Origin of the sequence: Escherichia sp. E4930 (assembly GCF_005845405.1) — a bacterium.
Taxonomy (GTDB): domain Bacteria; phylum Pseudomonadota; class Gammaproteobacteria; order Enterobacterales; family Enterobacteriaceae; genus Escherichia.
Genome location: NZ_VCDZ01000021.1, coordinates 57329 through 83651, shown reverse-complemented (window position 1 = coordinate 83651; position 26323 = coordinate 57329). Strand labels below are relative to the sequence as shown.

Here is a 26323-nt window from a genome sequence, read left to right as displayed (position 1 = left end):
ATAACGCGTGCGATTATTTGCTCAACTAAGCTGGTATTTCCGCCGGGAATGGCGCCGCTATCTCGGGGCTGTCGCCTTGCTTGTCATTATTGCGATTCTGCAACTGATCCCGCCAAAAGTCGTTGGTATTGTTGTCGATGGCGTGACAGAAAAACACTTTACTACCGGGCAGATCCTGATGTGGATCGCCACCATGGTGTTGATTGCAGTCGTGGTTTATCTCCTGCGCTACGTCTGGCGCGTACTACTATTCGGCGCGTCTTATCAACTGGCTGTTGAACTGCGTGAAGACTATTACCGTCAGCTAAGCCGCCAGCATCCAGAGTTTTATCTGCGTCATCGCACGGGCGACCTTATGGCCCGTGCGACAAATGACGTCGATCGTGTGGTATTTGCCGCCGGTGAAGGGGTGCTAACGCTGGTGGATTCGCTGGTGATGGGTTGCGCAGTGCTGATAATGATGTCAACGCAGATTAGCTGGCAGTTAACTTTAATAGCGCTGTTGCCGATGCCAGTGATGGCAATCATGATTAAACGCAACGGCGACGCCTTGCATGAACGCTTTAAGCTGGCACAAGCCGCCTTTTCCAGCCTTAACGATCGTACCCAGGAGAGTCTGACCAGTATTCGCATGATTAAATCCTTTGGTCTGGAGGATCGCCAGTCTGCACTGTTCGCCGCAGATGCCGAAGATACTGGTAAGAAAAACATGCGAGTAGCGCGCATTGATGCTCGTTTCGATCCGACCATTTATATCGCGATTGGCATGGCGAATTTACTGGCGATTGGCGGTGGTAGTTGGATGGTCGTGCAGGGCAGCTTAACGTTGGGCCAGCTCACCAGTTTTATGATGTACCTTGGTTTGATGATTTGGCCGATGCTGGCGCTGGCGTGGATGTTTAACATTGTGGAGCGCGGCAGCGCGGCGTATAGCCGAATTCGTACCATGCTGGCCGAAGCGCCAGTCGTTATTGATGGTAAAGATAAGGTGCCAGAAGGTCGTGGTGAACTGGATGTGAATATTCGCCAGTTTACGTATCCTCAAACTCATCATCCTGCGCTCGAGAACATCAGTTTTGCGCTGAAACCGGGTCAGATGCTGGGAATTTGCGGGCCGACCGGCTCCGGCAAAAGTACTGTGCTGTCATTAATTCAACGTCATTTTGATGTTACCGAGGGTGATATCCGTTTTCATGATATACCTTTGACGCAGTTGCAACTCGACAGCTGGCGTAGTCGCCTGGCGGTAGTTAGCCAGACACCGTTCCTTTTTTCTGACACGGTTGCTAATAACATCGCGCTGGGTTGCCCGAATGCCACCCAGCAAGAGATTGAACACGTAGCGCGGTTAGCCTGCGTGCATGACGATATTTTGCGTCTGCCGCAAGGTTACGACACAGAAGTGGGCGAGCGCGGCGTGATGCTTTCCGGTGGGCAAAAACAGCGAATCTCCATTGCCAGGGCATTGCTGGTGAATGCGGAAATCCTCATTCTTGACGATGCTCTATCGGCGGTAGATGGTCGCACGGAATACCAGATTCTCCATAACCTGCGCCAGTGGGGGCAGGGGAGAACGGTGATTATCAGCGCCCATCGCCTTTCTGCCCTGACCGAAGCAAGTGAAAGTATTGTGATGCAGCATGGGCATATTGCCCAGCGCGGCGCTCATGATGTGCTGGCGCAGCAAAGCGGCTGGTATCGCGATATGTATCGTTACCAACAACTGGAAGCGGCGCTCAACGATGCTCCGGAAAATCACGAGGAGGCTGTTGATGCGTAGTTTTAGCCAACTCTGGCCGACTCTGAAGCGCCTGTTAGCTTACGGTTCACCGTGGCGTAAACCGCTGGGTATCGCAGTGTTGATGATGTGGGTGGCAGCGGCGGCAGAAGTGAGCTGCCCGCTGCTCGTCAGTTACTTTATCGACAATATGGTGGCGAAAAATAATTTACCGCTGAAAATGGTTGTCGGGCTGGCGGCGGCATATGTCGTACTGCAACTGTTTGCCGCCGGGCTACATTACGCGCAGTCGCTGTTGTTTAACCGTGCGGCAGTAGGCGTTGTACAACAGTTACGTACCGATGTGATGGATGCAGCACTGCGCCAACCGTTGAGTGAGTTTGATACTCAGCCGGTCGGGCAGGTGATTTCCCGCGTTACCAATGATACTGAAGTTATCCGCGATCTCTACGTTACCGTGGTCGCGACCGTTTTGCGTAGTGCCGCCCTGGTAGGGGCGATGCTGGTAGCGATGTTCAGTCTCGACTGGCGAATGGCGCTGGTAGCGATAATGATATTCCCGGTTGTGCTGGTGGTGATGGTGATATACCAGCGTTACAGTACGCCGATTGTCCGCCGTGTACGCGCCTATCTGGCGGATATCAACGACGGCTTTAACGAAGTTATTAACGGCATGAGCGTCATCCAGCAGTTCCGCCAGCAGGCGCGATTTGGCGAACGTATGGGCGAAGCCAGCCGTTCACACTATATGGCGCGAATGCAAACGCTACGGCTGGACGGCTTTTTACTGCGTCCCCTGCTGAGTCTGTTTTCATCGCTCATTCTTTGTGGCTTGTTGATGCTGTTTGGCTTCTCCGCCAGCGGCACCATTGAAGTGGGCGTGTTGTATGCGTTTATCAGCTATCTTGGGCGACTTAACGAACCCTTAATCGAACTGACCACGCAGCAGGCGATGCTGCAACAGGCTGTTGTTGCTGGCGAGCGTGTGTTTGAACTGATGGACGGACCGCGCCAGCAATATGGCAATGATGATCGCCCGTTACAGAGTGGCACCATTGAAGTCGATAACGTGTCGTTTGCTTATCGCGATGACAATCTGGTGCTGAAAAATATTAATCTTGCCGTTCCTTCGCGCAGCTTTGTGGCGTTGGTGGGGCATACCGGTAGCGGCAAAAGTACCCTCGCCAGTTTATTGATGGGCTATTACCCACTAACAGAAGGTGAGATTCGCCTTGATGGACGTCCGTTAAGTTCGCTCAGTCACAGCGCGCTGCGTCAGGGCGTGGCGATGGTGCAGCAAGATCCGGTGGTGCTGGCGGATACTTTCCTTGCCAATGTGACGCTGGGACGTGATATCTCCGAAGAGCGCGTCTGGCAGGCGCTGGAAACGGTACAACTGGCGGAACTCGCGCGTAGCATGAGCGACGGTATTAATACGCCGCTGGGCGAGCAGGGGAATAATCTCTCAGTCGGGCAAAAGCAACTGCTGGCACTGGCTCGCGTGCTGGTGGAGACGCCGCAAATCCTGATCCTTGATGAGGCAACCGCCAGCATTGACTCCGGTACTGAACAGGCGATTCAACATGCTCTGGCGGCGGTGCGTGAACATACTACGCTTGTGGTGATTGCTCACCGCTTATCGACTATTGTTGATGCTGATACCATTCTGGTGCTTCATCGTGGTCAGGCTGTGGAACAGGGGACTCACCAGCAACTGCTGGCCGCCCAGGGGCGCTACTGGCAGATGTATCAACTGCAACTTGCGGGCGAAGAGCTGGCAGCCAGCGTGCGTGAAGATGAATCTCTGAGCGCCTGATTAGCGCAAAATTTCATCGGTGGTGCAAAAATGTAACGCACTGTGCACTGTCATAGTGCGTTTTTATTTTCAATCTTCTTAACTTCCTGCTCTCTTTCTCGTTTTTCATTTCTGGCACACCGCTTGCAGTACCTTCTTCGTGTAGCAGAACCATTACCGAATTCTGACCGGAGGGGATCTATGAAGCTGGTGACCGTGATAATCAAACCATTCAAGCTGGAAGACGTTCGTGAAGCGTTATCTTCCATTGGTATTCAGGGCCTGACCGTCACCGAAGTGAAAGGTTTCGGGCGTCAGAAGGGCCATGCTGAGCTGTACAGGGGCGCGGAATACAGCGTCAATTTCCTGCCAAAAGTAAAAATTGATGTGGCGATTGCTGATGATCAACTCGATGAAGTGATCGATATCGTCAGTAAGGCGGCTTACACCGGAAAAATTGGCGATGGCAAAATCTTCGTCGCTGAATTGCAACGCGTCATTCGTATTCGTACCGGCGAAGCCGACGAAGCGGCGCTGTAATCTCTGGCACACAGCAACAGGAACGAAAAATGAAGATAGCGACGATAAAAACTGGGCTTGCTTCACTGGCGATGCTGCCGGGACTGGTCATGGCTGCACCTGCGGTAGCCGATAAAGCCGACAATGCGTTTATGATGATTTGTACTGCGCTGGTGCTGTTTATGACTATTCCGGGGATTGCCCTGTTTTACGGCGGGTTGATTCGCGGCAAAAACGTGCTGTCGATGCTAACGCAGGTGACCGTGACGTTTGCACTGGTCTGTATTCTCTGGGTGGTTTACGGTTACTCGCTGGCGTTTGGTGAGGGCAACAACTTCTTTGGCAACATTAACTGGTTGATGCTGAAAAACATCGAACTGACGGCGGTGATGGGCAGCATTTATCAGTATATCCACGTGGCGTTTCAGGGATCGTTTGCCTGTATTACCGTCGGCTTGATAGTCGGGGCGCTGGCGGAACGGATCCGCTTCTCGGCTGTGCTGATCTTCGTAGTGGTGTGGCTGACGCTCTCCTACATACCGATTGCGCATATGGTCTGGGGCGGCGGCTTGCTGGCTTCTCACGGTGCGCTGGATTTCGCGGGTGGCACGGTGGTGCACATTAACGCCGCAATTGCCGGTCTGGTGGGCGCGTATCTGATAGGCAAACGCGTGGGCTTTGGCAAAGAGGCGTTTAAACCGCACAACCTGCCGATGGTCTTTACCGGGACTGCCATTCTCTATATCGGTTGGTTTGGCTTTAACGCCGGGTCAGCGGGTACGGCGAATGAAATCGCAGCACTGGCATTTGTGAATACTGTGGTGGCAACGGCGGCGGCGATTCTTGGCTGGATCTTCGGTGAATGGGCGCTGCGTGGTAAGCCTTCACTGCTGGGGGCGTGTTCTGGCGCGATTGCCGGTCTGGTCGGCGTGACGCCAGCCTGTGGCTACATTGGGGTTGGCGGCGCGTTGATTATTGGCGTGGTAGCGGGTCTGGCGGGCTTGTGGGGCGTTACTATGCTCAAACGCCTGTTGCGGGTCGATGATCCCTGCGATGTCTTCGGTGTGCACGGCGTTTGTGGCATTGTCGGCTGTATCATGACCGGGATTTTTGCCGCCAGCTCACTGGGCGGCGTGGGCTTCGCTGAAGGTGTGACGATGGGCCATCAGTTGCTGGTACAGCTTGAAAGCATCGCCATTACGATCGTCTGGTCCGGTGTGGTGGCATTTATTGGCTACAAACTGGCGGATCTGACGGTTGGCCTGCGTGTGCCGGAAGAACAGGAGCGAGAAGGGCTGGACGTCAACAGCCACGGCGAAAATGCCTATAACGCGTAACAAGCAATCAAATGCAATTTCGCCTGATGCGCTGCGCTTATCAGGCCTACAATAAAAAACACAATTTGTTGAATTTACGATAATTTGTTGACCGGATAAGGCGTTTACGCCGCATCCGGCATCAACAAAAGCATGTTACCAACTATCTGGCAGCCGGACGGTTTTCACCTCCGGCTGTTTTTTTAATTGTGATTACGCATTACCCCTTCCTGAACGGTCGAGGCAACCAGCACGCCGTCCTGGGTATAAAACTCACCGCGCACAAAGCCGCGTGCGCTGGACGCTGACGTGCTCTCCACGCTATACAGCAGCCATTCGTTTAAATTAAATGGTCGATGGAACCACATGGAATGGTCAATAGTGGCTATCTGAATCCCCGGTTCGAGAAAACCGATGCCGTGCGGCTGTAGAGCTACCGGCAGGAAGTTAAGATCAGAAGCGTACCCCAGCAGATACTGATGAACGCGCAGATCATCCGGTACGCTACCATTTGCGCGGATCCACACCTGACGATGCGGCGCGGCGACGTGACCTTTCAGTGGGTTATGAAATTCCACCGGACGCACTTCCAGCGGACGATCGCAGATGAATTTATCTTTCAGCACTGGCGGCAGCAGGTGCGCCAGCGACTGGGCGATCTGTGTTTCCGAGGGCAAACCATCAGGCGCTGGGGCCGGAGGCATCTCTTTTTGGTGTTCGAATCCAACTTCTGGCGCCTGGAAAGACGCTGTCATATAAAAAATGGGTTTGCCGTTCTGAATCGCTGCCACACGGCGAGCACTGAAACTGTTGCCGTCGCGCAGTGTTTCGACATCATAAATAATCGGCTTCTTGCTATCACCAGGGCGGAGAAAGTAGCTGTGGAATGAATGCACCAGACGCTCTTCGGGTACTGTCTCCTTTGCGGCATACAGGGCCTGACCCACGACCTGGCCGCCAAACACCTGGCGTAAACCTAAATCTTCACTCTGGCCGCGAAAGAGTCCTTCCTCAATTTTTTCCAGATTCAACAATGTCAGTAAATTTTTTAAGGCCTGACTCATATTAACTCTCCAGTAACAAAGCTGCCGCAGCAAGCCAAAGTGAGTTGAGTATAACGCAATTTTGTCACTGGTCCGATGGGTGCAATGGTCTGAATTACGGGCTAAATGCAGGCGTAAATACGTGATTTGTGCCACACTTATTGACGTTACGATTTTGTTAACCACTCTTCCGGCGAGGAAAGTTAGCCCGCTGGTGCATTGATAATAAGGAGACGTGAATGAAACTCGTGCACATGGCCAGTGGTTTAGCGGTTGCGATTGCGTTGGCGGCTTGCGCTGATAAAAGCGCGGATATCCAGACGCCAGCACCTGCTGCAAATACCTCTATTGCGGCGACACAACAACCTGCTATACAGCAACCTAATGTCTCCGGTACGGTCTGGATCCGTCAGAAAGTCGCACTGCCTCCCGATGCTGTGCTGACCGTGACACTTTCTGACGCGTCGTTAGCCGATGCGCCGTCTAAAGTACTGGCGCAAAAAGCGGTGCGTACCGAAGGTAAACAGTCACCATTCAGCTTTGTTCTGCCATTTAACCCGGCAGACGTTCAGCCGAACGCGCGTATTCTGTTAAGTGCGGCGATTACCGTAAATGACAAATTGGTGTTTATTACCGATACCGTTCAGCCGGTGATCAACCAGGGCGGAACTAAAGCCGACCTGACATTGGTGCCGGTTCAGCAAACCGCCGTGCCGGTTCAGGCCAGCGGTGGCGCAATGACCACCGTACCTTCGACTTCACCAACTCAGGTGAATCCGTCTTCGGCAGTTCCAGCTCCAACGCAATATTAAGCGAAGTTAACCCTCTCCGCCCGGAGAGGGTTAGTAGTTCCAGCGATAACGCTGTAAGTCGATTTGTCCGTTTCCCGATACCATCACGCCTTCTGCCAGTAATGCCTGCCGCTGACGCTGTAAATCTGGTCCGGTTAATGAGATTGTGCCGTGGCGGTTAACCACCCGATGCCAGGGCAAAGTGCTGCCTTCGGGCAGGCGCTTTAACACACCGCCCACCTGGCGCGCGGCACGGGGCGATCCTGCCAGTTTCGCGACATCGCCGTAAGTAGTGACATACCCTTCGGGAATAGCGGCTACGATTTGCCACACGCGTTGGGGAAATGAATCTTCTTTTTCCATCTTTCCTTCCTGAGGTAATTTCTCAGCATAATCTGGAAAAACGTCCGAGTGAAGCCGCATTGCGCAAGAAACCAGCATCCGGCACGCAATGGGTTGCAATTAGCCGGGGCAGCAGTGATAATGCGCCTGCGCGTTGGTTCTCAACGCTCTCAATGGGGGCTCTGTTGGTTCTCCCGCAACGCTACTCTGTTTACCAGGTCAGGTCCGGAAGGAAGCAGCCAAGGCAGATGACGCGTGTGCCGGGATGTAGCTGGCAGGGCCCCCACCCATTTCTGCCTCCCCACCGTTTCGTCAAAAAATCCCAATATGGCTAAACTTTAATCACGACTGATGCCGCAAGAATTTTCTGGCTGCGCAGTACGCTTCGGAGGTATGTCTGATGAAGTATGTTGATGGTTTTGTGGTTGCTGTTCCTGCCGACAAAAAGGATGCCTATCGTGAAATGGCCGCAAAGGCCGCGCCGCTGTTTAAAGAGTTTGGCGCCCTGCGCATTGTTGAATGCTGGGCCAGCGATGTACCGAATGGCAAAGTGACCGATTTTCGTATGGCGGTCAAAGCGGAAGAGAATGAGGAAGTGGTTTTTAGCTGGATTGAATACCCTTCAAAAGAGGTCCGCGACGCTGCCAATCAGAAGATGATGTCGGACCCACGGATGAAGGAGTTCGGCGAGTCCATGCCGTTTGATGGTAAACGAATGATCTACGGTGGGTTCGAGTCAATCATCGACGAGTAGCGTGACGGGCTGTGCGGCGTGCCGCCAGCCCCAAAATTCACAGATGGTGTTCTGCCCAGCGTAAAAACTCCTCTTTCGGTAATGCTTTGCTGTACAACCACCCCTGGCCGTAATGCACGCCATGCTGGCGTAGCCACTCTTCCTGTTTGCTGGTTTCGATCCCTTCCGCCACCATTTTAAGTTTCAGTGTTTTTGCCATTTCGATGATATGCGGTGTGACATTTTTATATTCCAGCGCATCAACGAAGGATTTATCGATCTTCAGAATATCGACATCCAGATCCTGCAAATAACTTAAGCTCGAATAACCGGTACCAAAATCATCAAGATAAATTTCATGACCAACCTGTCGATATCGGGAGATTACCGGGGCGCTGATTTTTGGATCGGCAAACTCGCGTTCAGTGAGTTCAAGAGCGATCTGTCTGGGATTGACCTGGTAGTGATTGATCATTTCACGCAGCAATTGCGGGATTTTTTCCGAGGTGAGCACGGTGGATTCAAGATTGATCGAAATATGTTGCTGCGGATGCTGACGCAGCCAGTCGCCCATATCTTCAAAGACCGTTTTGATAATAAGCAGAGTCAGAGATTCTGACAGGCCCGTTTGTTGCGCCAGCGGGATAAAACTATCCGGTGACAACCAGCTACCGTCTGTCTGCGGCCAGCGCGCCAGCGCTTCGGCTCCGACAATCTTTCCATTCGATAAGGAGATAATAGGCTGATAGTGCACGCAAATATCGCGGTTTTCGATAGCATCCTGCAGGCGATGATGCGGTGACTGGATACGGCGTAAAATCCGCAAGACGAACATTGCCGCCAGTAGGCCAATTAACAATCCGACAGGCAACCAGATAAAGACCTGCCGATACCAATCTTTTTGTAACGTTTTTGTCGAAGACCAGGTGATTATGGAAATGTTCATCGCGGGGAGAGGCAGGATATCGTAAATGATTCCATTCTTTTCGATGTGTTCACCCGGTGTTTTTTGCAGCTGGGTAATAATTCCCTGGGCTATTTCGTCACTGCTGGTAATGATAATGTTATGCGCATTGCCAATAATCGCGGCATCAATTTGCCACGAGCTATAAGGAATCACATCTATAAATGAGGCGGGGTCAATCATCACTATGTAATGTGCAGTTCCCATAGCGACCATGTAGCGGGTAATACCTAAATCGTTGTGCGAGGTTAACCATACCCGATAACCATCGTTCGATATTTTACCTGGCTCGGGGAAGGTATCTGGCGGGCTTTCATGTTCCAGAGAAGAGCACTGAGGAACGTTGTTATCGACATAGAGCACTTCCTGAATATAGCGATAACTATAAGATACCCGGCGCATTTCCATTAGATGAGCCTCGCTACAGGCTGCGCCTTGCCATTTTTCCAGTTTTTGTAGTGCATCTTTCCCTTGCGACGCCACTTTGTTGGCGCGAATAGCGACGCGGGATGAGTAGGTATGTAGCTCCTCAACAAATGACGTTTCTACCTGTTGATGAGCCAGCCAGATGCTTAAGCCCACTGGCAGAAGTACGGAAAGGATCAGTACTCCTGAAATTAGGCTGACCAGATGTCGTGTTCTCACCAGCATGTCCTTATTTACGCAGTGTAGGGAAAGTATATCCGATAGCGAATAAGGGCATGCAAAAGATAAGTGATGCGGGGGAGTTTCGTTAAATGCGTTGTGGCAACGATTGTTGTCAATTCACCAGGCGCGGAGGTTTACGCCTGGTGAGGGCGATACAACTTATGGTGTCGCTTCGGTGCGGGCGAGAGTGAAAATATCGTAAAAGGACAACTCACCTTTACGAGCGATCATTTTCTGCAACTGTTCTTTGTGGATGTTCGCGACACGCGGCGAGTTCAGAATAGCGTCGACCAATGCAGTTGGAACAAAGCGTGTATTGTACCATTCGCCGTTGTAGCAAACCCGGAAATCCAGAACGTCGATATCTTCGTAATGGTAACGCGGATAAACGTCAAAAAAGAAGAAACCGTTAAGCAGGATGAACAATACCACCAGGAGCCAGACTGAACCAACCAGCGTTTCAGACTGTAACATCACAGCCAGAGTGGCAAAAAAAGCGACATACATACCGATAAACAGCCCCGGATGTTTACGGATAAAACTGATACTAAAGCGAGGTTTATTATCGCGTTTTTCGTGTGCATTTAGTGCATCAATTGTTTCGGTCAGCAGGCGTTGTATTTCAGTCATCTTTTGCCTTTGTGGTATCTGCAACTTTTCAGGGAACACCCTATTTTAACGTGGGAGTCATATGATGAAAGTAACAGATTAACCACAATTTTGCATAACAGTTGCAACTATGGTTACAGTTTTTTAATGACAGTTGCCGGGTTACCGCCCACGACAACGTTAGCCGGAACATCTTTTGTGACGACGGCGCCAGAGGCCACCACGACGTTATCGCCAATGGTTACACCAGGGTTGATGACAGCACGTCCGCCAATCCAGACGTTATTACCGATAGTCACAGGTTTCCCCAGTTCAGCGCCACTATTACGGGCTACCGGGTCGACAGGGTGCGTTGCGGTATAAATGTGAACACCTGGTGCCAACATGCAATTATCACCGATACGAATTGGGCAGACATCGAGCATCACGCAATCGAAGTTGGCGTAAAATCCTTTGCCCAAAAAAATGTTATAGCCATAGTCGCAGCGAAAAGAGGGTTCAATATAAGCATCTGCTACCTGACCGAATAAATCGGTGAGAATTTTCTGGCGTAATGTTTGTTCTTCCGGTGCGGAATGATTGTATTGGTGAATAAGCTGACGAGCGCGCAGGCGATCGCGAGATAACTCCTCATCTGCCGAGCGATACAACTCACCAGCAATCATCTTTTCTTTTTCTGTGCTCATTACTGACCTCTCGTTGCTGAAAATGCGGCAACACGGTAATGCGAAAAGTCAGTTAAGAGAACGTTCCCGTTTCCCGAGTGTGATGAATGTCACATGCAGTATGCTTTCATTGCGAATAATATAATAATGTTAATAAACAGTCGGTTACATCTTCGAATGTCTGCTATTTAATTACCGAATAAATTTCCATACAGAGGAGGGGATCTTGTCGTACAGTTTATTCATGGTCAATTCTGCGAGGCGGTGATCTGCGGCTGAGTAAAATACCGCCAGTTCATTATCTGATAATTCGTATTTATTTTTCTCGATAACACGCTCAAGCGTGTCAATTGTTTGGCAACGACGCAGACGCATCAAATAATCGGTTTTCGTTAAAGGTTTATCGGACATACTTCTACCCATGGTTGTAATAATTCTAACAAGATAAACTCGCAGGATTCTCTTTAGTGGCATTCACAAAACAACGGAACAGTCGGTTACCTGACTTCCGCCATTTCTGGAGATCCTGCATATTAATACCATAACTACTGAACAACATAAAGGTGTCGTCCAGATATTCATCTATCTGCTCAATGAGCTTATTGTCTTCATTATACTTAATTTTGTAATTAAGTGCGAAGGTTGCTATATGCTCAATGAGTTCATTAAGCTGCAGATTGATGGCCGAGGTAGGGTCGTTAACCCAACCATGGTTACTTTCTTCAAGATTTGCAAGACAGTCATGATACAAGGTTTCGCAGAGAAATTTAAGCTGCGCGATATCATGTCTTTTTGGTGAGTATTCATCCATAACGCGTCCCCCTTCTTAGCGGTTGAACTAACGGACACCTTTTGGGATGGAAAACTTACAGACCTGGCCTTGCTCTCTCACTTGTTAGATTAACTATAAGCTACTCTTTGGCGGTTTTCATCGTATTATTACGAAAAATTACAATTAGGAGGAGGGGAGGGAAAAGACCCTCTTCCTCATTCCAGCGCCGACGACGTAATGGCTAAAGCACTTTGTCTGATGCTATTCATAACATAATGTAATCAGGATGTTTGAGAGTGATAAAAGGGTCTGACGATTTGTCACACTAATACCCAGGATTACTCTGATTATGATGTAATTGACATGAACAAATAAAGAATTGCCGCAAATAATTAAGAATAGCCTCTAGATGCCTGGGGGTTATTAAATCCATCAGTACGACTTAATATAAATTAACTAACAATAAGTATTTTTTATGAATTTTATGCGGCGTTAAAACTAACTTACGTTTGAAATCATTAACTATAAACATTTCAACATTAAGATTACGCGTATAAAAAAGGCCGCTTGCGCGGCCTTAGTGATTACGATGTTAATCAGTGATGATCGACTGTATGGTTATGTTCGATATCTTCATTTTTGCGGCTAAAGCGGCGGCGAACCACCACGAAGAACACCGGAACGAAGAAGATCGCCAGTACCGTTGCGGTCACCATCCCGCCCATTACACCAGTACCTACTGCGTTCTGCGCGCCGGAACCAGCACCGGTGCTGATAACCAGCGGCATAACACCGAGGATAAATGCCAGTGAAGTCATCAGGATTGGGCGTAAACGCATCCGCACCGCATCCAGAGTTGCTTCAATCAGACCTTTACCTTCTTTATCCATCAAGTCTTTGGCGAATTCGACGATAAGTATCGCGTTCTTCGCCGACAACCCAATGGTTGTGAGCAGGCCTACCTGGAAGTAAACGTCGTTGGTCAGGCCGCGGAAGGTGGCTGCCAGCAACGCACCGATAACCCCCAGCGGAACGACCAGCATAACGGAGAACGGAATCGACCAGCTCTCGTACAATGCCGCCAGACACAGGAACACGACAATCAACGAAATCGCATACAGCGACGGCGCCTGGTTGCCGGAGAGACGTTCCTGATAGGACATCCCCGTCCAGTCGTAGCCAACACCGGTAGGCAGTTTGCTCGCCAGTTGTTCCATCAGCGCCATTGCTTCACCGGTACTCTTACCTGGTGCTGCCTGGCCTAAGATCTCCATGGATGGCAGGCCGTTGTAACGTTCCAGACGCGGCGAACCGTACTCCCAACGCGAAGAGGAGAATGCCGAGAACGGCACCATCTGGCCATCAGCAGCACGCACATACCAGTTACCGATATCTTCCGGCAGCATGCGGTATTTTGCTTCTGACATGACGTAAACTTTCTTCACACGACCGCGGTCGATAAAGTCGTTCACGTAGCTGCCGCCCCATGCAGCGCCCAGGGTAGTGTTAATATCGTTAATAGAAACACCCAGAGCCTGAGCTTTCTCCTGGTCGATATCAATCTTGAACTGCGGAGTATCTTCCAGACCGTTCGGACGCACGCTGGTCAACAGATCAGGATGTTTCGCCGCTTCGCCCAGCAGCTGGTTACGCGCTTGAGTCAGTTTTTCGTGACCGAGGCCAGCCTGGTCAATCAGCTCAAAGTCGAAGCCGGTTGCCGTACCCAGTTCCACAATCGCAGGCAGGTTAAAGGCGAAGACCATCGCATCTTTAATTTGCGAGAAGGCGCGCGTCGCACGCATGGTAATCGCTTCAACTTTGTTTTCATCACCCGGACGGTCAGCCCAGTCCTTCAACGAAACGAACGCAATACCAGTGTTCTGACCACGTCCCGCAAAGCCGAAGCCGTTAACGGCGAATACCGACTCAACGTTGTTCTTCTCTTTGGTCAGATAGTAATCCGTCACCTCATTGAGCACTTTCTGCGTACGTTCCTGCGTCGCACCCGCTGGCAGTTGGACCATGGTCATAAATACACCCTGGTCTTCATCTGGCAAGAAGGAACTTGGCAGACGTACAAACAGATAAGCCATGCCGACCACAATGATCAGATACAGCACCAGATAACGCCCCGTACTGCGCAGAATGCCGCCTACGCTGTCGGTGTAGTGGTGCGTGCTCTTCTCGAACATGCGGTTAAACCAGCCGAAGAAGCCTTTTTTGCCTTCGCCGTGATCGCCTTTAGCGATAGGTTTCAGCATAGTGGCACAAAGTGCCGGAGTCAGGATCAACGCCACCAGCACTGACAGCGCCATTGCCGAAACAATGGTAATGGAGAACTGACGATAGATTGCACCAGTAGAGCCGCCGAAGAAGGCCATCGGGATAAATACAGCCGACAGCACCATCGCGATACCCACCAGTGCGCCCTGAATCTGCCCCATCGACTTACGTGTGGCTTCTTTCGGCGGCAGACCTTCTTCCGCCATCACACGCTCAACGTTTTCTACTACGACGATGGCGTCATCCACCAACAGGCCGATGGCGAGCACCATCCCGAACATCGTTAGCGTGTTTATCGAGAAGCCAAAGGCGGCAAGGACGGCAAAGGTCCCCAGCAATACCACCGGTACGGCAATGGTCGGAATCAACGTCGCGCGGAAGTTCTGCAGGAACAGATACATAACCAGGAACACGAGGATGATCGCTTCGACCAGCGTTTTAACCACTTCGTGAATAGAGATTTTCACGAACGGCGTCGTGTCGTACGGGTAAACGATTTTCAGACCTGACGGGAAGAATGGCTCCATCTTCGCCAGTTCAGCACGGATTGCCGCAGCAGTTTCCAGCGCGTTCGCACCGGTTGCCAGCTTGATACCCAGACCCGAAGCCGGTTGTCCGTTAAATTCCGCGATGATGTCGTAGTTCTCACCACCCAGCTCAATCTTCGCCACATCACGCAGCAGCACGCGGGAACCATCCTGATTCACTTTCAGCAGAATTTTGCCGAACTCTTCAGTAGAGGTCAGACGCGTCTGAGCAATAATAGAGGCGTTAAGCTGCTGGCCTTTCACCGGCGGTGTACCGCCGAGCTGACCGGCTGCGACCTGGGCGTTCTGTGCTTTGATAGCGGTAATGACATCAACCGGCGTTAGCTGGTATTTGTTCAACTCATTCGGGTTCATCCAGATACGCATCGCGTACTGTGAACCGAACAGCTGAACGTCACCAACGCCCGACGTACGGCTAATGGCATCTTTCATATTTGCCGCTACGTAGTCAGAGATATCTTCCTGCGTCATGGTGCCGTCAGTGTTGATAACGCCGACAACCATCAGGAAGCTACTGGAAGATTTCTCAACGCTCACCCCTTGCTGCTGTACTTCTTGCGGCAGCAACGGCATCGCCAACTGCAGTTTGTTCTGCACCTGAACCTGCGCGATATCCGCATCAGTACCAGACTCAAAGGTCAGGGTGATCTGCACAGTACCTGTGGAGTCACTGTTAGAGGACATATACATCAGGTTATCGATACCGTTCATATTCTGTTCGATAACCTGTGTCACCGTGTCCTGCACTGTTTTCGCATCAGCGCCGGGGTAGGAGGCGGAGATCGTGACCGCCGGCGGTGCAATCGTAGGATATTGCGCCACCGGCAGTTTGAGGATCGCCAGCCCCCCTGCCAACATGATAATGATGGCGATCACCCACGCAAAAATCGGGCGATCGATAAAGAAATTAGGCATGTCTTAACGGCTCCTGTTTAAGTTAAGACTTGGACTGTTCAGGCTGAGCACCGCTTGCGGCTTGCTGGTTATTATCAGCGGTAACTTCTTGTGCTTTTACCTGGACACCAGGACGCACTTTCTGCAGCCCACTTATTACTACGCGGTCGCCTGCTTTCAGACCTTCTGTCACCAGCCACTTATCGCCAATAGCCTGGCTTGCGACGATTGGGCGGGTTTCCACTTTGTCATCTGCGCCAACCACCAGAACGGTAGCCTCACCGCGTGGTGTACGAGTTACACCCTGCTGCGGAACTAAAATGGCGTTAGGATTAAGCCCTTCTTCCAGACGAGCGCGTACGAACATGCCCGGCAGCAGAGTGTGATCCGGGTTCGGGAAGATAGCGCGTAAAGTGATAGAACCGGTGGTCTGATCGACAGTCACGTCAGAGAACTCCAGCGTACCGTCCTGCGGGAACTTAATGCCGTCGCTGGTGATCAGCGAGACTTTGGCCTTGCCGTTCTCTTGCTTCAGCGTGCCATTTGCCAGTTCCTGTTTCAGACGCAGGAAGTCGTTGCTGGACTGGGTAACATCCACATAGATAGGATCAAGTTGCTGCACGGTTGCCAGCGCAGTCGCCTGACCGTTTTGCACCAGGGCGCCTTCCGTCACGTTCGATTTACCAATACGGCCAGTAATCGGAGAGGTGACTTTGGTGTAAGCCAGATTGATGCGCGCGGTTTCAACAGCCGCTTTTGCCGCAGTGACAGCCGCATTTGCCTGTTGCGCATCAGCCAGCGCCTGATCGTACTCTTGCTTACTGATGTACTGAGTACCCAGCAGTTTCTGGTAACGATTAACAGTCAGTTGCGCGATATTGGCTGCCGCCTGCGCTTTCGCCAGATCGCCTTTTGCACTGTCGTACGCCGCCTGGTAGGTAGCAGGATCAATCTGATAAAGAGAGACACCTGCTTCGATGTCGCTACCCTCTTTGAAATTACGCTTCAGGATAATCCCGCTAACTTGAGGACGAACTTCTGCGATCCGGTAAGCACTGGTGCGGCCCGGAAGCTCGGTTGTGATCTGCAGAGGTTCAGTTTTGACTGTTACTACCCCAACGGCGGGCATCTGCTGGCCACCTTGTTGGGCCTGTTTGTCGTCACATCCTGTAAGCGCTAAGCTGCCTGAGAGCATCAGAACGATCGCCAGAGGCGTAAACCCTCTGTTTTTGTTCATATGTAAACCTCGAGTGTCCGATTTCAAATTGGTCAATGGTCAAAAGTCGATAAACCCATTGCTGCGTTTATATTATCGTCGTGCTATGGTACATACATTCATAAATGTATGTAAATCTAACGCCTGTAAATTCACTAACATATGGCACGAAAAACCAAACAAGAAGCGCAAGAAACGCGTCAACACATCCTCGATGTGGCGCTACGTCTTTTCTCACAGCAGGGGGTATCATCCACCTCACTGGGAGAGATTGCAAAAGCGGCAGGCGTTACGCGCGGTGCAATCTACTGGCATTTTAAAGACAAGTCGGATTTGTTCAGTGAGATCTGGGAGCTGTCAGAGTCCAATATTGGTGAACTAGAGCTTGAGTATCAGGCAAAATTCCCTGACGATCCACTCTCAGTTTTAAGAGAAATACTAATTCATGTGCTTGAATCGACGGTGACAGAAGAACGGCGTCGATTATTGATGGAGATTATTTTCCACAAATGCGAGTTTGTCGGAGAAATGGCGGTTGTCCAACAGGCACAACGAAATCTCTGTCTGGAAAGTTATGAACGTATAGAGCAAACGTTAAGACATTGTATTGAAAAGAAATTATTACCAACCAATTTAATGACGCGCCGTGCGGCGATAATTATGCGCGGTTATATTTCCGGCCTGATGGAAAACTGGCTGTTTGCACCGCAATCTTTTGACCTAAAAAAAGAAGCCCGCGATTACGTAGCCATCTTGTTGGAAATGTATCTTCTTTGCCCGACCCTTCGTACTCCCGCCGCCAACGAAAAATCCTGAATCAGACTCCAGGATTTATCCTGGACATTTTCGCTGTTGCTATTCTGGTTCTCTACACCGTGATATTCTAGCCACCCGACTAGTTCAGGTCGTTCTTCAGGTTCAGAAACCTTCATTCATCATGACTATGTTCCAGTATTACAAACGATCACGGCATTTTGTTTTTTCAGCATTTATTGCTTTTGTTCTTGTCTTGTTATGCCAGAACACGGCGTTTGCGCGGGCGTCATCGAATGGTGATCTACCGACGAAAGCAGACCTGCAGGCACAACTTGACTCACTTAATAAACAAAAAGATCTTTCTGCCCAGGACAAGCTGGTGCAGCAAGATATTACTGACACATTAGCCACCCTCGAGAAAATCGATCGCGTAAAAGACGAAACCGTGCAATTACGGCAAAAAGTTGCCGAAGCGCCAGAGAAAATGCGCCAGGCGACTGCAGCGTTAACTGCGCTCAACGATGTGGATAACGACGAAGAAACCCGCAAAATTCTGAGTACGCTATCGTTGCGTCAGTTGGAGTTACGTGTCTCCCAGGCGTTGGACGATTTGCAGAATGCACAAAATGATCTGGCTTCTTATAACAGCCAGTTAGTTTCGTTACAGACGCAGCCTGAACGCGTGCAAAATGCGATGTATACCGCCTCGCAGCAATTGCAACAAATTCGCAGTCGCCTGGATGGAACCGAGGTCGGCGAAGCCGCCTTACGTCCCAGCCAGAAAGTGTTAATGCAGGCACAGCAGGCTTTGCTGAATGCCGAGATTGACCAACAGCGTAAAAGCCTGGAAGGGAACACTGTCTTACAGGACACCCTGCAAAAGCAGCGTGATTACGTGACGGCGAACAGTACGCGACTTGAACATCAGCTACAACTGTTGCAGGAGGCGGTGAACAGCAAGCGCCTGACATTAACCGAAAAAACGGCGCAGGAAGCCGTTACCCCGGATGAAGCTGCGCGTATTCAGGCTAATCCGCTGGTGAAGCAGGAGCTGGAAATAAACCAGCAATTAAGCCAGCGTCTGATTACCGCTACCGAAAACGGTAATGTCCTGATGCAGCAAAACATCAAAGTCAAAAACTGGCTGGAGCGGGCGCTGCAATCGGAACGTAACATCAAAGAGCAGATTTCTGTCCTGAAAGGCAGTCTGCTGCTTTCACGCATTCTTTATCAGCAACAACAAACGCTGCCCTCGGCGGATGAACTGGAAAATATGACCAACCGCATCGCGGACTTGCGTCTCGAACAGTTTGAAGTCAACCAGCAACGTGACGCGCTGTTCCAGAGCGATGCGTTCGTCAGCAAGCTGGAAGAAGGTCACGCCAACGAAGTCAACAGCGAAGTTCACGATGCGTTATTGCAAGTGGTTGATATGCGTCGCGAACTGTTGGATCAGCTTAACAAACAGTTGGGTAACCAGCTGATGATGGCCATTAACCTGCAAATCAACCAGCAGCAGTTAATGAGCGTATCGAAAAACCTGAAATCCATCCTGACTCAGCAAATTTTTTGGGTGAACAGTAACCGTCCAATGGACTGGGACTGGATCAAAGCGTTCCCGCAAACCCTGAAAGATGAGTTTAAATCGATGAAAATTACGGTGAACTGGGAAAAAGCCTGGCCCGCCGTATTTATCGCTTTCCTTGCCGGTTTGCCGCTGCTGTTGATTGCCGGGCTGATTCACTGGCGTTTAGGCTGGCTGAAAGCATATCAACAAAAACTGGCTTCGGCGGTAGGTTCCCTGCGTAACGATAGCCAGCTCAATACGCCAAAAGCGATTCTTATTGACCTGATCCGCGCACTGCCGGTGTGCCTGATTATTCTCGCTGTCGGCCTGATTCTGCTGACTATGCAGCTCAACATCAGCGAATTATTGTGGTCGTTCAGCAAAAAACTGGCGATTTTCTGGCTGGTGTTTGGCCTGTGCTGGAAAGTGCTGGAGAAAAACGGTGTTGCCGTGCGTCACTTTGGTATGCCGGAACAGCAGACCAGCCACTGGCGTCGGCAAATTGTCCGCATCAGCCTCGCGTTGCTGCCGATCCATTTCTGGTCTGTGGTGGCAGAACTCTCCCCGCTGCATCTGATGGATGATGTGCTGGGGCAGGCGATGATTTTCTTCAACCTGCTGCTGATTGCCTTCCTGGTGTGGCCGATGTGCCGCGAAAGCTGGCGTGATAAAGAGTCGCACACCATGCGACTGGTCACCATTACCGTGCTGTCGATTATCCCGATTGCACTGATGGTGCTGACCGCTACAGGCTATTTCTACACCACGCTGCGCCTCTCCGGGCGTTGGATTGAAACCGTTTATCTGGTGATCATCTGGAACTTGCTCTACCAGACGGTGTTGCGCGGCTTAAGCGTAGCGGCGCGACGTATCGCCTGGCGTCGTGCGCTGGCGCGTCGGCAGAATCTGGTGAAAGAGGGCGCTGAAGGTGCCGAACCGCCGGAAGAACCCACCATCGCGCTGGAGCAGGTTAACCAGCAGACGCTGCGTATTACCATGTTGCTGATGTTTGCGCTGTTCGGTGTCATGTTCTGGGCAATTTGGTCCGATTTGATCACCGTGTTCAGCTATCTCGACAGCATCACGCTCTGGCATTACAACGGCACTGAAGCTGGCGCTGCGGTGGTGAAAAACGTCACCATGGGCAGTCTGTTGTTTGCGATTATTGCCTCAATGGTGGCCTGGGCGTTGATTCGCAACCTGCCTGGTTTGCTGGAAGTGCTGGTGCTGTCGCGCCTGAACATGCGCCAGGGGGCATCGTATGCCATCACCACTATCCTTAACTACATCATCATTGCCGTTGGTGCGATGACGGTGTTCGGATCGCTGGGCGTCTCGTGGGATAAACTCCAGTGGCTGGCAGCAGCATTATCCGTAGGTCTTGGTTTTGGCTTACAGGAGATCTTCGGTAACTTCGTCTCCGGTTTGATCATCCTGTTCGAACGTCCGGTGCGCATTGGCGATACGGTAACCATTGGTACCTACTCTGGGACGGTCAGTAAGATCCGTATTCGTGCGACAACGATTACCGATTTCGATCGCAAAGAAGTGATCATCCCGAACAAAGCGTTTGTTACCGAGCGTCTGATCAACTGGTCGTTGACTGACACCACCACGCGTCTGGTGATCCGCCTGGGCGTGGCCTATGGCTCCGATCTGGAAAAAGTCCGCAGAGTTCTGCTCCAGGCAGCGACTGAGCATCCAAGGGTGATGCACGAGCCAATGCCAGAAGTCTTCTTTACGGCATTTGGCGCCAGCACGCTGGATCACGAACTGCGCTTGTATGTTCGTGAACTGCGCGACCGTAGCCGCACCGTCGATGAACTGAACCGTACTATCGATCAGTTATGCCGTGAAAACGACATCAACATTGCCTTTAACCAGCTTGAAGTGCATTTGCATAACGAGAAGGGCGATGAAGTGACGGAAGTGAAACGTGACTACAAAGGTGACGATCCGACGCCTGCGGTAGGATAATAACGAAAGGGGCGGCATTTAGTTGCCCCCGAGATTGCTGACAAAGTGCGCGTTGTTCATGCCGGATGCGGCGTGACCGCCTTATCCGGCCTACGAAACCGCGAAAATTCAATATATTGCAGGAGCGGTGTAGGCCTGATAAGCGTAGCGCATCAGGCAGTTTTGCGTTTGCCCGCAATCTTAGGGGACATTTAGCGGCCCCATTTATTTATCACTTTGCGCCTCATCACCGCGCGTTAATTTCTTTTCATAATCACGCTTTACAATATCCAGCGCGCGCAGCACGGTACTGGCAGGGATTTGATTTTCTTCCAGTAGCACAATTAAATCGACGGCCAGTTTGACATCGTCAGGGGCATTTTCCAGTGACATACTTTCTCCATTGTTAGCGGGTTAAACGCGCTAACCTGTTTTCGATTTTTTCCAACGCATGACGGCAACGCGCCAGGCGCGCTTCATAGGCTTCCACTTCACGATGTAGCGTCTGCTGTTCCACGAGATCGGTCGCCCGCACCAGACGGGCTTTACGCTCGGCAACCATTTCACGTAGCCGTCGTTCAAACTCCTGATGCTGAATACGTTTACGCTGCCAGCGGGCAATTTTTGGTGGTGCGCTATCCCACTCGCGTAGCGACCAGGCTGCGGCTTCACGCGCGATGGCTTCCAGTTGTGCCGCCAGATGTTCTGCCAGCCAGGCGACTTGCGGCAGTTGATGTTGCTCAACCGCATGGCGAAGCGCTGACAAATTATCTCCCGCTTCTTCCAGGTACGCCTGTAACGTTGTCGCACGGGTCTGAAAAAGGTGCCTGTCGAAACGGGCGCTTAACGTGGCGAACTGCGCCACCGGGGCACAACGCTGGCGCAGCGTGGCGAGCTGACCTTCCAGTTTTTCCAGCAGCAGGGCAGTTTTCACGATAAGACCTCAATGAAAATGATAATTGTTATGCTAAAGTAGCCACTCTGTATGCTGACTACACATAATATGCAACGAATCATTTTAATCATCATTGGCTGGCTGGCGGTAGTGTTGGGTACGCTGGGCGTGGTATTACCGGTATTGCCGACGACGCCATTTATCCTACTGGCCGCCTGGTGCTTTGCCCGTTCATCGCCGCGCTTCCACGCCTGGTTGCTGTACCGCTCATGGTTTGGCAGCTATTTACGCTTCTGGCAGAAATATCATGCGATGCCACGCGGTGCAAAGCCTCGGGCGATATTCATTATTTTAGTGACTTTTGCGATTTCACTTTGGTTCGTACATATGACGTGGGTGCGGATTCTGTTATTGGTGATCCTCGGCAGTTTGCTGATTTTTATGTGGCGAATCCCAGTGATTGATGAAAAGCAATAAAAACGGCAAAGCACAACAATCGCTGTTGCAATTATCGCCCACAGCCAGTACATTCTGGCGTTTTCGAGCACAGGCGCAGGCGGTCAAAGGTTAAACAACTGTTACTTTTGACTCGTTTAAAACGCGCCGTGAGTACCACCGTAACAAGCAGGCATACACTTATGACCGCGACTGCACAGCAGCTTGAGTATCTCAAAAATAGCATCAAAAGCATTCAGGACTACCCGAAACCCGGCATTCTTTTCCGCGATGTCACCAGCTTACTGGAAGACCCGAAAGCTTACGCTCTCAGCATCGATTTACTGGTTGAGCGTTACAAAAATGCGGGCATTACCAAAGTTGTCGGCACTGAAGCTCGTGGCTTCTTGTTCGGCGCTCCGGTAGCACTGGGTCTGGGCGTTGGTTTTGTGCCGGTACGTAAACCAGGCAAACTGCCGCGCGAAACTATCAACGAATCTTACGAACTGGAATACGGCACCGATAAGCTGGAAATCCACGTTGATGCCATTAAACCTGGCGACAAAGTGCTGGTGGTTGATGATTTGCTGGCAACAGGCGGCACCATTGAAGCGACGGTTAAACTGATCCGCCGTTTAGGTGGTGAAGTTACTGACGCTGCGTTCATCATTAATTTGTTCGATCTTGGCGGCGAACAGCGCCTCGAAAAGCAGGGCATTACCTGTTATAGCCTTGTCCCGTTCCCGGGCCATTAATTTTCGCCAGCCCATGCCATGGGCAGCACAAGTTGTACATTCAGCCTCGCCGTTCTGACGGGGCTGTGTTAGCATTACCCCTTCGTGAATCCACCTTCCAGCGTTTCAGAGCCTGCCAATGAGTTATCAGGTCTTAGCCCGAAAATGGCGCCCACAAACCTTTGCTGACGTCGTCGGCCAGGAACATGTGCTGACCGCACTGGCGAACGGCTTGTCGTTAGGGCGTATTCATCATGCTTATCTTTTTTCCGGCACCCGTGGCGTCGGAAAAACCTCTATCGCCCGACTGCTGGCGAAGGGGCTAAACTGCGAAACCGGCATTACCGCGACGCCGTGCGGCGTATGCGATAACTGCCGTGAAATCGAGCAGGGGCGCTTTGTCGATTTGATTGAAATCGACGCCGCCTCGCGCACTAAAGTTGAAGATACCCGCGACCTGCTGGATAACGTTCAGTACGCTCCGGCGCGTGGTCGTTTCAAAGTCTATCTGATCGACGAAGTGCATATGCTGTCGCGTCACAGCTTTAACGCACTGTTAAAAACCCTTGAAGAGCCGCCAGAGCACGTTAAGTTTCTGCTGGCGACGACCGATCCGCAGAAATTGCCGGTGACGATTTTGTCACGCTGTCTGCAATTCCATCTCAAGGCGCTGGATGTCGAGCAAATTCGCCATCAGCTTGAGCACATCCTCAACGAAGAACATATCGCCCACGAGCCACGTGCGTTGCAACTGCTGGCGCGCGCCGCTGAAGGCAGCCTGCGAGACGCCTTAAGTCTGACCGACCAGGCCATTGCCAGCGGTGACGGCCAGGTTTCAACCCCGGCGGTCAGTGCGATGCTGGGTACGCTTGACGACGATCAGGCGCTGTCGCTGGTTGAAGCGATGGTCGAGGCCAACGGCGAGCGCGTAATGGCGCTGATTAATGAAGCCGCTGCCCGTGGTATCGAGTGGGAAGCGTTGCTGGTGGAAATGCTCGGTCTGTTGCATCGTATTGCGATGGTACAACTTTCGCCTGCTGCACTTGGCAACGACATGGCCGCCATCGAGCTGCGGATGCGTGAACTGGCGCGCACCATACCGCCGACGGATATTCAGCTTTACTATCAGACGCTGTTGATTGGTCGCAAAGAATTACCGTATGCGCCGGACCGCCGCATGGGCGTTGAGATGACGCTGCTGCGCGCGCTGGCGTTCCATCCGCGTATGCCGCTGCCTGAGCCAGAAGTGCCACGCCAGTCCTTTGCGCCCGTCGCGCCAACGGCGGTAATGACGCCAACCCAGGTGCCGCCACAACCGCAATCAGCGCCGCAGCAGGCACCGACTGTACCGCTCTCAGAAACCACCAGCCAGGTGCTGGCGGCGCGTCAGCAACTGCAGCGCGCTCAGGGAGCAACCAAAGCAAAAAAGAGTGAACCGGCAGCCGCTACCCGCGCGCGGCCGGTGAATAACGCTGCGCTGGAAAGACTGGCTTCGGTCACCGATCGCGTTCAGTCGCGTCCGGTGCCATCGGCGCTGGAAAAAGCGCCAGCCAAAAAAGAAGCGTATCGCTGGAAAGCGACTACCCCAGTGATGCAGCAAAAAGAAGTGGTCGCCACGCCGAAGGCGCTGAAAAAAGCGCTGGAGCATGAAAAAACGCCGGAACTGGCGGCGAAGCTGGCGGCAGAAGCCATTGAGCGCGACCCGTGGGCGGCACAGGTGAGCCAACTTTCGCTACCCAAACTGGTCGAGCAGGTGGCGTTAAATGCCTGGAAAGAGGAGAGCGACAACGCAGTATGCCTGCATTTGCGCTCCTCTCAGCGGCATTTGAATAACCGCGGCGCACAACAAAAACTGGCTGAAGCGTTGAGCACGTTAAAAGGTTCAACGGTTGAACTGACTATCGTTGAAGATGATAATCCCGCGGTGCGCACGCCGCTGGAGTGGCGTCAGGCGATATACGAAGAAAAACTTGCGCAGGCGCGCGAGTCCATTATTGCGGATAATAATATTCAGACCCTGCGTCGATTCTTTGATGCGGAGCTGGATGAAGAAAGTATCCGCCCCATTTGATCGTAAGCACTGCTTACGATCGTCATCCTTAACGTGATTGAGAGAGAAACCTATGTTTGGTAAAGGCGGTCTGGGCAACCTGATGAAGCAAGCCCAGCAGATGCAAGAAAAAATGCAGCAGATGCAGGAAGAAATCGCGAAGCTGGAAGTGACTGGCGAATCCGGTGCTGGTCTGGTGAAAGTGACCATCAATGGCGCTCACAACTGCCGTCGCGTAGAGATCGACCCTAGCCTGCTGGAAGACGACAAAGAGATGCTGGAAGATTTGGTCGCTGCGGCATTCAACGACGCAGCGCGCCGCATCGAAGAAACCCAGAAAGAAAAAATGGCCTCTGTTTCCTCCGGAATGCAGCTGCCGCCAGGCTTTAAGATGCCGTTCTGATGCAAACCAGCCCGCTGTTAACACAGCTTATGGAAGCACTGCGCTGTCTGCCGGGCGTTGGCCCGAAGTCGGCGCAGCGTATGGCGTTCACGCTGCTTCAGCGCGATCGTAGCGGCGGGATGCGTCTGGCGCAGGCGCTCACCCGGGCGATGTCGGAAATCGGCCACTGCGCCGATTGTCGGACCTTCACCGAACAGGAAGTCTGTAACATCTGTTCAAATCCGCGTCGTCAGGAAAACGGTCAAATCTGCGTGGTAGAGAGTCCAGCGGACATCTACGCCATTGAGCAGACTGGGCAGTTTTCCGGTCGTTATTTTGTGTTGATGGGGCATCTGTCACCGCTGGACGGTATTGGCCCGGATGATATCGGACTTGATCGCCTGGAACAGCGTCTGGCGGCAGAAAAAATCACCGAAGTGATCCTCGCCACCAACCCGACGGTCGAAGGTGAAGCCACCGCTAACTACATTGCCGAGCTTTGCGCGCAATATGACGTGGAAGCCAGCCGTATCGCTCATGGCGTACCGGTTGGCGGCGAACTGGAAATGGTCGATGGCACCACGTTGTCACATTCCCTTGCCGGGCGTCATAAGATTCGTTTTTAAGCAAACGAGAGCAGGATCACCTGCTCTCGCTTGAAATTATCCTTCC

General features: G+C 51.7%; 24 protein-coding genes, 1 other RNA gene, 1 pseudogene and 1 other annotated feature. Of the genes and pseudogenes, 15 read left to right on the top strand and 11 right to left on the bottom strand.

Features of this window, described 5'->3' with window-relative positions:
• Nucleotides 1-7: 7 nt before the first annotated feature.
• From FFT88_RS20290 to amtB, 4 genes are all read left to right on the top strand, one after another.
• A complete protein-coding gene (locus FFT88_RS20290) occupies nt 8-1780 on the top strand; it encodes a SmdA family multidrug ABC transporter permease/ATP-binding protein (RefSeq protein ID WP_135403877.1) in 1773 nt (590 codons plus the stop codon).
• Entirely contained in the window at nt 1773-3554 is a 1782-nt protein-coding gene (locus FFT88_RS20285) for a SmdB family multidrug efflux ABC transporter permease/ATP-binding protein (RefSeq protein ID WP_130223209.1), read from the top strand. The genes FFT88_RS20290 and FFT88_RS20285 overlap by 8 nt, the downstream gene beginning before the upstream one ends.
• A gap of 180 nt (nt 3555-3734) precedes the next feature.
• Nucleotides 3735-4073 (top strand): P-II family nitrogen regulator, encoded by a 339-nt coding sequence (gene glnK / locus FFT88_RS20280; RefSeq protein WP_000780338.1) that lies wholly within the window; start codon nt 3735-3737, stop codon nt 4071-4073.
• A 29-nt stretch (nt 4074-4102) separates the two neighbouring features.
• Nucleotides 4103-5389 carry an ammonium transporter AmtB gene (amtB, locus tag FFT88_RS20275; protein WP_000685029.1) on the top strand — a complete coding sequence of 429 codons (1287 nt, stop codon included), beginning with the start codon at nt 4103-4105 and terminating at the stop codon, nt 5387-5389.
• A 182-nt stretch (nt 5390-5571) separates the two neighbouring features.
• On the opposite strand, the gene tesB is transcribed toward amtB, so the two are convergent.
• Nucleotides 5572-6432, bottom strand: coding sequence for an acyl-CoA thioesterase II (gene tesB, locus FFT88_RS20270; RefSeq protein ID WP_130223207.1), 861 nt, complete (start codon nt 6430-6432; stop codon nt 5572-5574).
• Nucleotides 6433-6650: 218 nt separating this feature from the next.
• Here tesB and FFT88_RS20265 point away from each other — a divergent pair, with 218 nt between their 5' ends.
• Nucleotides 6651-7223: a YbaY family lipoprotein gene (locus tag FFT88_RS20265; RefSeq protein WP_130258548.1), complete on the top strand. Its 573-nt coding sequence runs from the start codon at nt 6651-6653 to the stop codon at nt 7221-7223.
• A gap of 30 nt (nt 7224-7253) precedes the next feature.
• Here FFT88_RS20265 and FFT88_RS20260 read toward each other — a convergent pair whose 3' ends face one another.
• Nucleotides 7254-7565: an MGMT family protein gene (locus tag FFT88_RS20260; RefSeq protein ID WP_130215477.1), complete on the bottom strand. Its 312-nt coding sequence runs from the start codon at nt 7563-7565 to the stop codon at nt 7254-7256.
• Between the two features lie 162 nt (nt 7566-7727).
• Here FFT88_RS20260 and ffs point away from each other — a divergent pair.
• Together ffs and FFT88_RS20250 are read left to right on the top strand one after the other, a co-directional pair.
• Nucleotides 7728-7824: signal recognition particle sRNA small type (ffs, locus tag FFT88_RS20255), an RNA gene on the top strand.
• 120 nt (nt 7825-7944) lie between these two features.
• On the top strand, nt 7945-8298 hold the full coding sequence (locus tag FFT88_RS20250; protein WP_064529090.1) for a DUF1428 domain-containing protein: 354 nt from the start codon (nt 7945-7947) through the stop codon (nt 8296-8298).
• Between the two features lie 37 nt (nt 8299-8335).
• Here the strand turns inward: FFT88_RS20250 and FFT88_RS20245 are convergent, their stop codons facing one another.
• From FFT88_RS20245 to acrA, 7 genes are all read right to left on the bottom strand, one after another.
• A complete protein-coding gene (locus FFT88_RS20245; protein WP_135403876.1) occupies nt 8336-9886 on the bottom strand; it encodes an EAL domain-containing protein in 1551 nt (516 codons plus the stop codon).
• 162 nt (nt 9887-10048) lie between these two features.
• Complete coding sequence (locus tag FFT88_RS20240; RefSeq protein WP_130206287.1) at nt 10049-10519, bottom strand: YlaC family protein; 471 nt, start codon at nt 10517-10519, stop codon at nt 10049-10051.
• 113 nt (nt 10520-10632) lie between these two features.
• Nucleotides 10633-11184: a maltose O-acetyltransferase gene (gene maa / locus FFT88_RS20235; protein WP_130206289.1), complete on the bottom strand. Its 552-nt coding sequence runs from the start codon at nt 11182-11184 to the stop codon at nt 10633-10635.
• A 171-nt stretch (nt 11185-11355) separates the two neighbouring features.
• Nucleotides 11356-11574 (bottom strand): HHA domain-containing protein, encoded by a 219-nt coding sequence (locus tag FFT88_RS20230; protein WP_001280991.1) that lies wholly within the window; start codon nt 11572-11574, stop codon nt 11356-11358.
• 25 nt (nt 11575-11599) lie between these two features.
• Nucleotides 11600-11974 (bottom strand): Hha toxicity modulator TomB, encoded by a 375-nt coding sequence (tomB, locus tag FFT88_RS20225; protein ID WP_000344800.1) that lies wholly within the window; start codon nt 11972-11974, stop codon nt 11600-11602.
• Nucleotides 11975-12531: 557 nt separating this feature from the next.
• Entirely contained in the window at nt 12532-15681 is a 3150-nt protein-coding gene (gene acrB, locus FFT88_RS20220) for an efflux RND transporter permease AcrB (RefSeq protein ID WP_130223199.1), read from the bottom strand.
• 22 nt (nt 15682-15703) lie between these two features.
• The gene (acrA, locus tag FFT88_RS20215) at nt 15704-16897 is read right to left on the bottom strand and encodes a multidrug efflux RND transporter periplasmic adaptor subunit AcrA (RefSeq protein ID WP_130215483.1); all 1194 of its coding nucleotides are present in this window, start codon (nt 16895-16897) and stop codon (nt 15704-15706) included.
• A 141-nt stretch (nt 16898-17038) separates the two neighbouring features.
• Between acrA and acrR the strand changes: the two genes are divergently transcribed.
• The 3 genes and pseudogenes from acrR to FFT88_RS25865 form a co-directional block, all read left to right on the top strand.
• Nucleotides 17039-17692, top strand: coding sequence for a multidrug efflux transporter transcriptional repressor AcrR (gene acrR / locus FFT88_RS20210; RefSeq protein WP_130206295.1), 654 nt, complete (start codon nt 17039-17041; stop codon nt 17690-17692).
• Nucleotides 17693-17813: 121 nt separating this feature from the next.
• Nucleotides 17814-21176: a mechanosensitive channel MscK gene (gene mscK, locus FFT88_RS20205; protein ID WP_135403875.1), complete on the top strand. Its 3363-nt coding sequence runs from the start codon at nt 17814-17816 to the stop codon at nt 21174-21176.
• A 60-nt stretch (nt 21177-21236) separates the two neighbouring features.
• A pseudogene (locus FFT88_RS25865) lies at nt 21237-21335 on the top strand (hypothetical protein); the annotation flags it as partial.
• Between the two features lie 45 nt (nt 21336-21380).
• Here FFT88_RS25865 and rsmS read toward each other — a convergent pair.
• Together rsmS and priC are read right to left on the bottom strand one after the other, a co-directional pair.
• The gene (rsmS, locus tag FFT88_RS20200) at nt 21381-21548 is read right to left on the bottom strand and encodes a pleiotropic regulatory protein RsmS (RefSeq protein WP_135403874.1); all 168 of its coding nucleotides are present in this window, start codon (nt 21546-21548) and stop codon (nt 21381-21383) included.
• A 13-nt stretch (nt 21549-21561) separates the two neighbouring features.
• Complete coding sequence (gene priC / locus FFT88_RS20195) at nt 21562-22089, bottom strand: primosomal replication protein N'' (RefSeq protein WP_135403873.1); 528 nt, start codon at nt 22087-22089, stop codon at nt 21562-21564.
• Nucleotides 22090-22158: 69 nt separating this feature from the next.
• On the opposite strand from priC, the gene FFT88_RS20190 reads away from it, so the two are divergent.
• The 5 genes from FFT88_RS20190 to recR all read left to right on the top strand — a co-directional run bounded on the left by FFT88_RS20190 (nt 22159) and on the right by recR (nt 26277).
• Nucleotides 22159-22527 (top strand): DUF454 family protein, encoded by a 369-nt coding sequence (locus tag FFT88_RS20190; protein WP_135403872.1) that lies wholly within the window; start codon nt 22159-22161, stop codon nt 22525-22527.
• A gap of 161 nt (nt 22528-22688) precedes the next feature.
• Nucleotides 22689-23240 carry an adenine phosphoribosyltransferase gene (apt, locus tag FFT88_RS20185; RefSeq protein WP_064529079.1) on the top strand — a complete coding sequence of 184 codons (552 nt, stop codon included), beginning with the start codon at nt 22689-22691 and terminating at the stop codon, nt 23238-23240.
• A gap of 118 nt (nt 23241-23358) precedes the next feature.
• Nucleotides 23359-25290: a DNA polymerase III subunit gamma/tau gene (gene dnaX, locus FFT88_RS20180; RefSeq protein WP_135403871.1), complete on the top strand. Its 1932-nt coding sequence runs from the start codon at nt 23359-23361 to the stop codon at nt 25288-25290.
• Nucleotides 24623-24687 (top strand) — a sequence feature (DnaX frameshifting element). It overlaps the preceding gene by 65 nt.
• 52 nt (nt 25291-25342) lie before the next feature.
• Nucleotides 25343-25672, top strand: a complete 330-nt coding sequence (locus FFT88_RS20175; RefSeq protein ID WP_001515903.1) for a YbaB/EbfC family nucleoid-associated protein — start codon at nt 25343-25345, stop codon at nt 25670-25672.
• Nucleotides 25672-26277, top strand: coding sequence for a recombination mediator RecR (gene recR / locus FFT88_RS20170; protein ID WP_130206305.1), 606 nt, complete (start codon nt 25672-25674; stop codon nt 26275-26277). Before FFT88_RS20175 ends, recR begins: the two co-directional genes overlap by 1 nt.
• Nucleotides 26278-26323 lie beyond the last annotated feature (46 nt).

Coding starts and splice junctions, on each gene's coding strand:
- FFT88_RS20285 (WP_130223209.1), top strand. CDS start 1,773: ATGCGTAGTTTTAGCCAACTCTGGCCGACTCTGAAGCGCCTGTTAGCT.
- glnK (WP_000780338.1), top strand. CDS start 3,735: ATGAAGCTGGTGACCGTGATAATCAAACCATTCAAGCTGGAAGACGTT.
- amtB (WP_000685029.1), top strand. CDS start 4,103: ATGAAGATAGCGACGATAAAAACTGGGCTTGCTTCACTGGCGATGCTG.
- tesB (WP_130223207.1), bottom strand. CDS start 6,432: ATGAGTCAGGCCTTAAAAAATTTACTGACATTGTTGAATCTGGAAAAA.
- FFT88_RS20265 (WP_130258548.1), top strand. CDS start 6,651: ATGAAACTCGTGCACATGGCCAGTGGTTTAGCGGTTGCGATTGCGTTG.
- FFT88_RS20260 (WP_130215477.1), bottom strand. CDS start 7,565: ATGGAAAAAGAAGATTCATTTCCCCAACGCGTGTGGCAAATCGTAGCC.
- FFT88_RS20250 (WP_064529090.1), top strand. CDS start 7,945: ATGAAGTATGTTGATGGTTTTGTGGTTGCTGTTCCTGCCGACAAAAAG.
- FFT88_RS20240 (WP_130206287.1), bottom strand. CDS start 10,519: ATGACTGAAATACAACGCCTGCTGACCGAAACAATTGATGCACTAAAT.
- maa (WP_130206289.1), bottom strand. CDS start 11,184: ATGAGCACAGAAAAAGAAAAGATGATTGCTGGTGAGTTGTATCGCTCG.
- FFT88_RS20230 (WP_001280991.1), bottom strand. CDS start 11,574: ATGTCCGATAAACCTTTAACGAAAACCGATTATTTGATGCGTCTGCGT.
- tomB (WP_000344800.1), bottom strand. CDS start 11,974: ATGGATGAATACTCACCAAAAAGACATGATATCGCGCAGCTTAAATTT.
- acrB (WP_130223199.1), bottom strand. CDS start 15,681: ATGCCTAATTTCTTTATCGATCGCCCGATTTTTGCGTGGGTGATCGCC.
- acrA (WP_130215483.1), bottom strand. CDS start 16,897: ATGAACAAAAACAGAGGGTTTACGCCTCTGGCGATCGTTCTGATGCTC.
- acrR (WP_130206295.1), top strand. CDS start 17,039: ATGGCACGAAAAACCAAACAAGAAGCGCAAGAAACGCGTCAACACATC.
- mscK (WP_135403875.1), top strand. CDS start 17,814: ATGACTATGTTCCAGTATTACAAACGATCACGGCATTTTGTTTTTTCA.
- rsmS (WP_135403874.1), bottom strand. CDS start 21,548: ATGTCACTGGAAAATGCCCCTGACGATGTCAAACTGGCCGTCGATTTA.
- FFT88_RS20190 (WP_135403872.1), top strand. CDS start 22,159: ATGCAACGAATCATTTTAATCATCATTGGCTGGCTGGCGGTAGTGTTG.
- apt (WP_064529079.1), top strand. CDS start 22,689: ATGACCGCGACTGCACAGCAGCTTGAGTATCTCAAAAATAGCATCAAA.
- dnaX (WP_135403871.1), top strand. CDS start 23,359: ATGAGTTATCAGGTCTTAGCCCGAAAATGGCGCCCACAAACCTTTGCT.
- FFT88_RS20175 (WP_001515903.1), top strand. CDS start 25,343: ATGTTTGGTAAAGGCGGTCTGGGCAACCTGATGAAGCAAGCCCAGCAG.
- recR (WP_130206305.1), top strand. CDS start 25,672: ATGCAAACCAGCCCGCTGTTAACACAGCTTATGGAAGCACTGCGCTGT.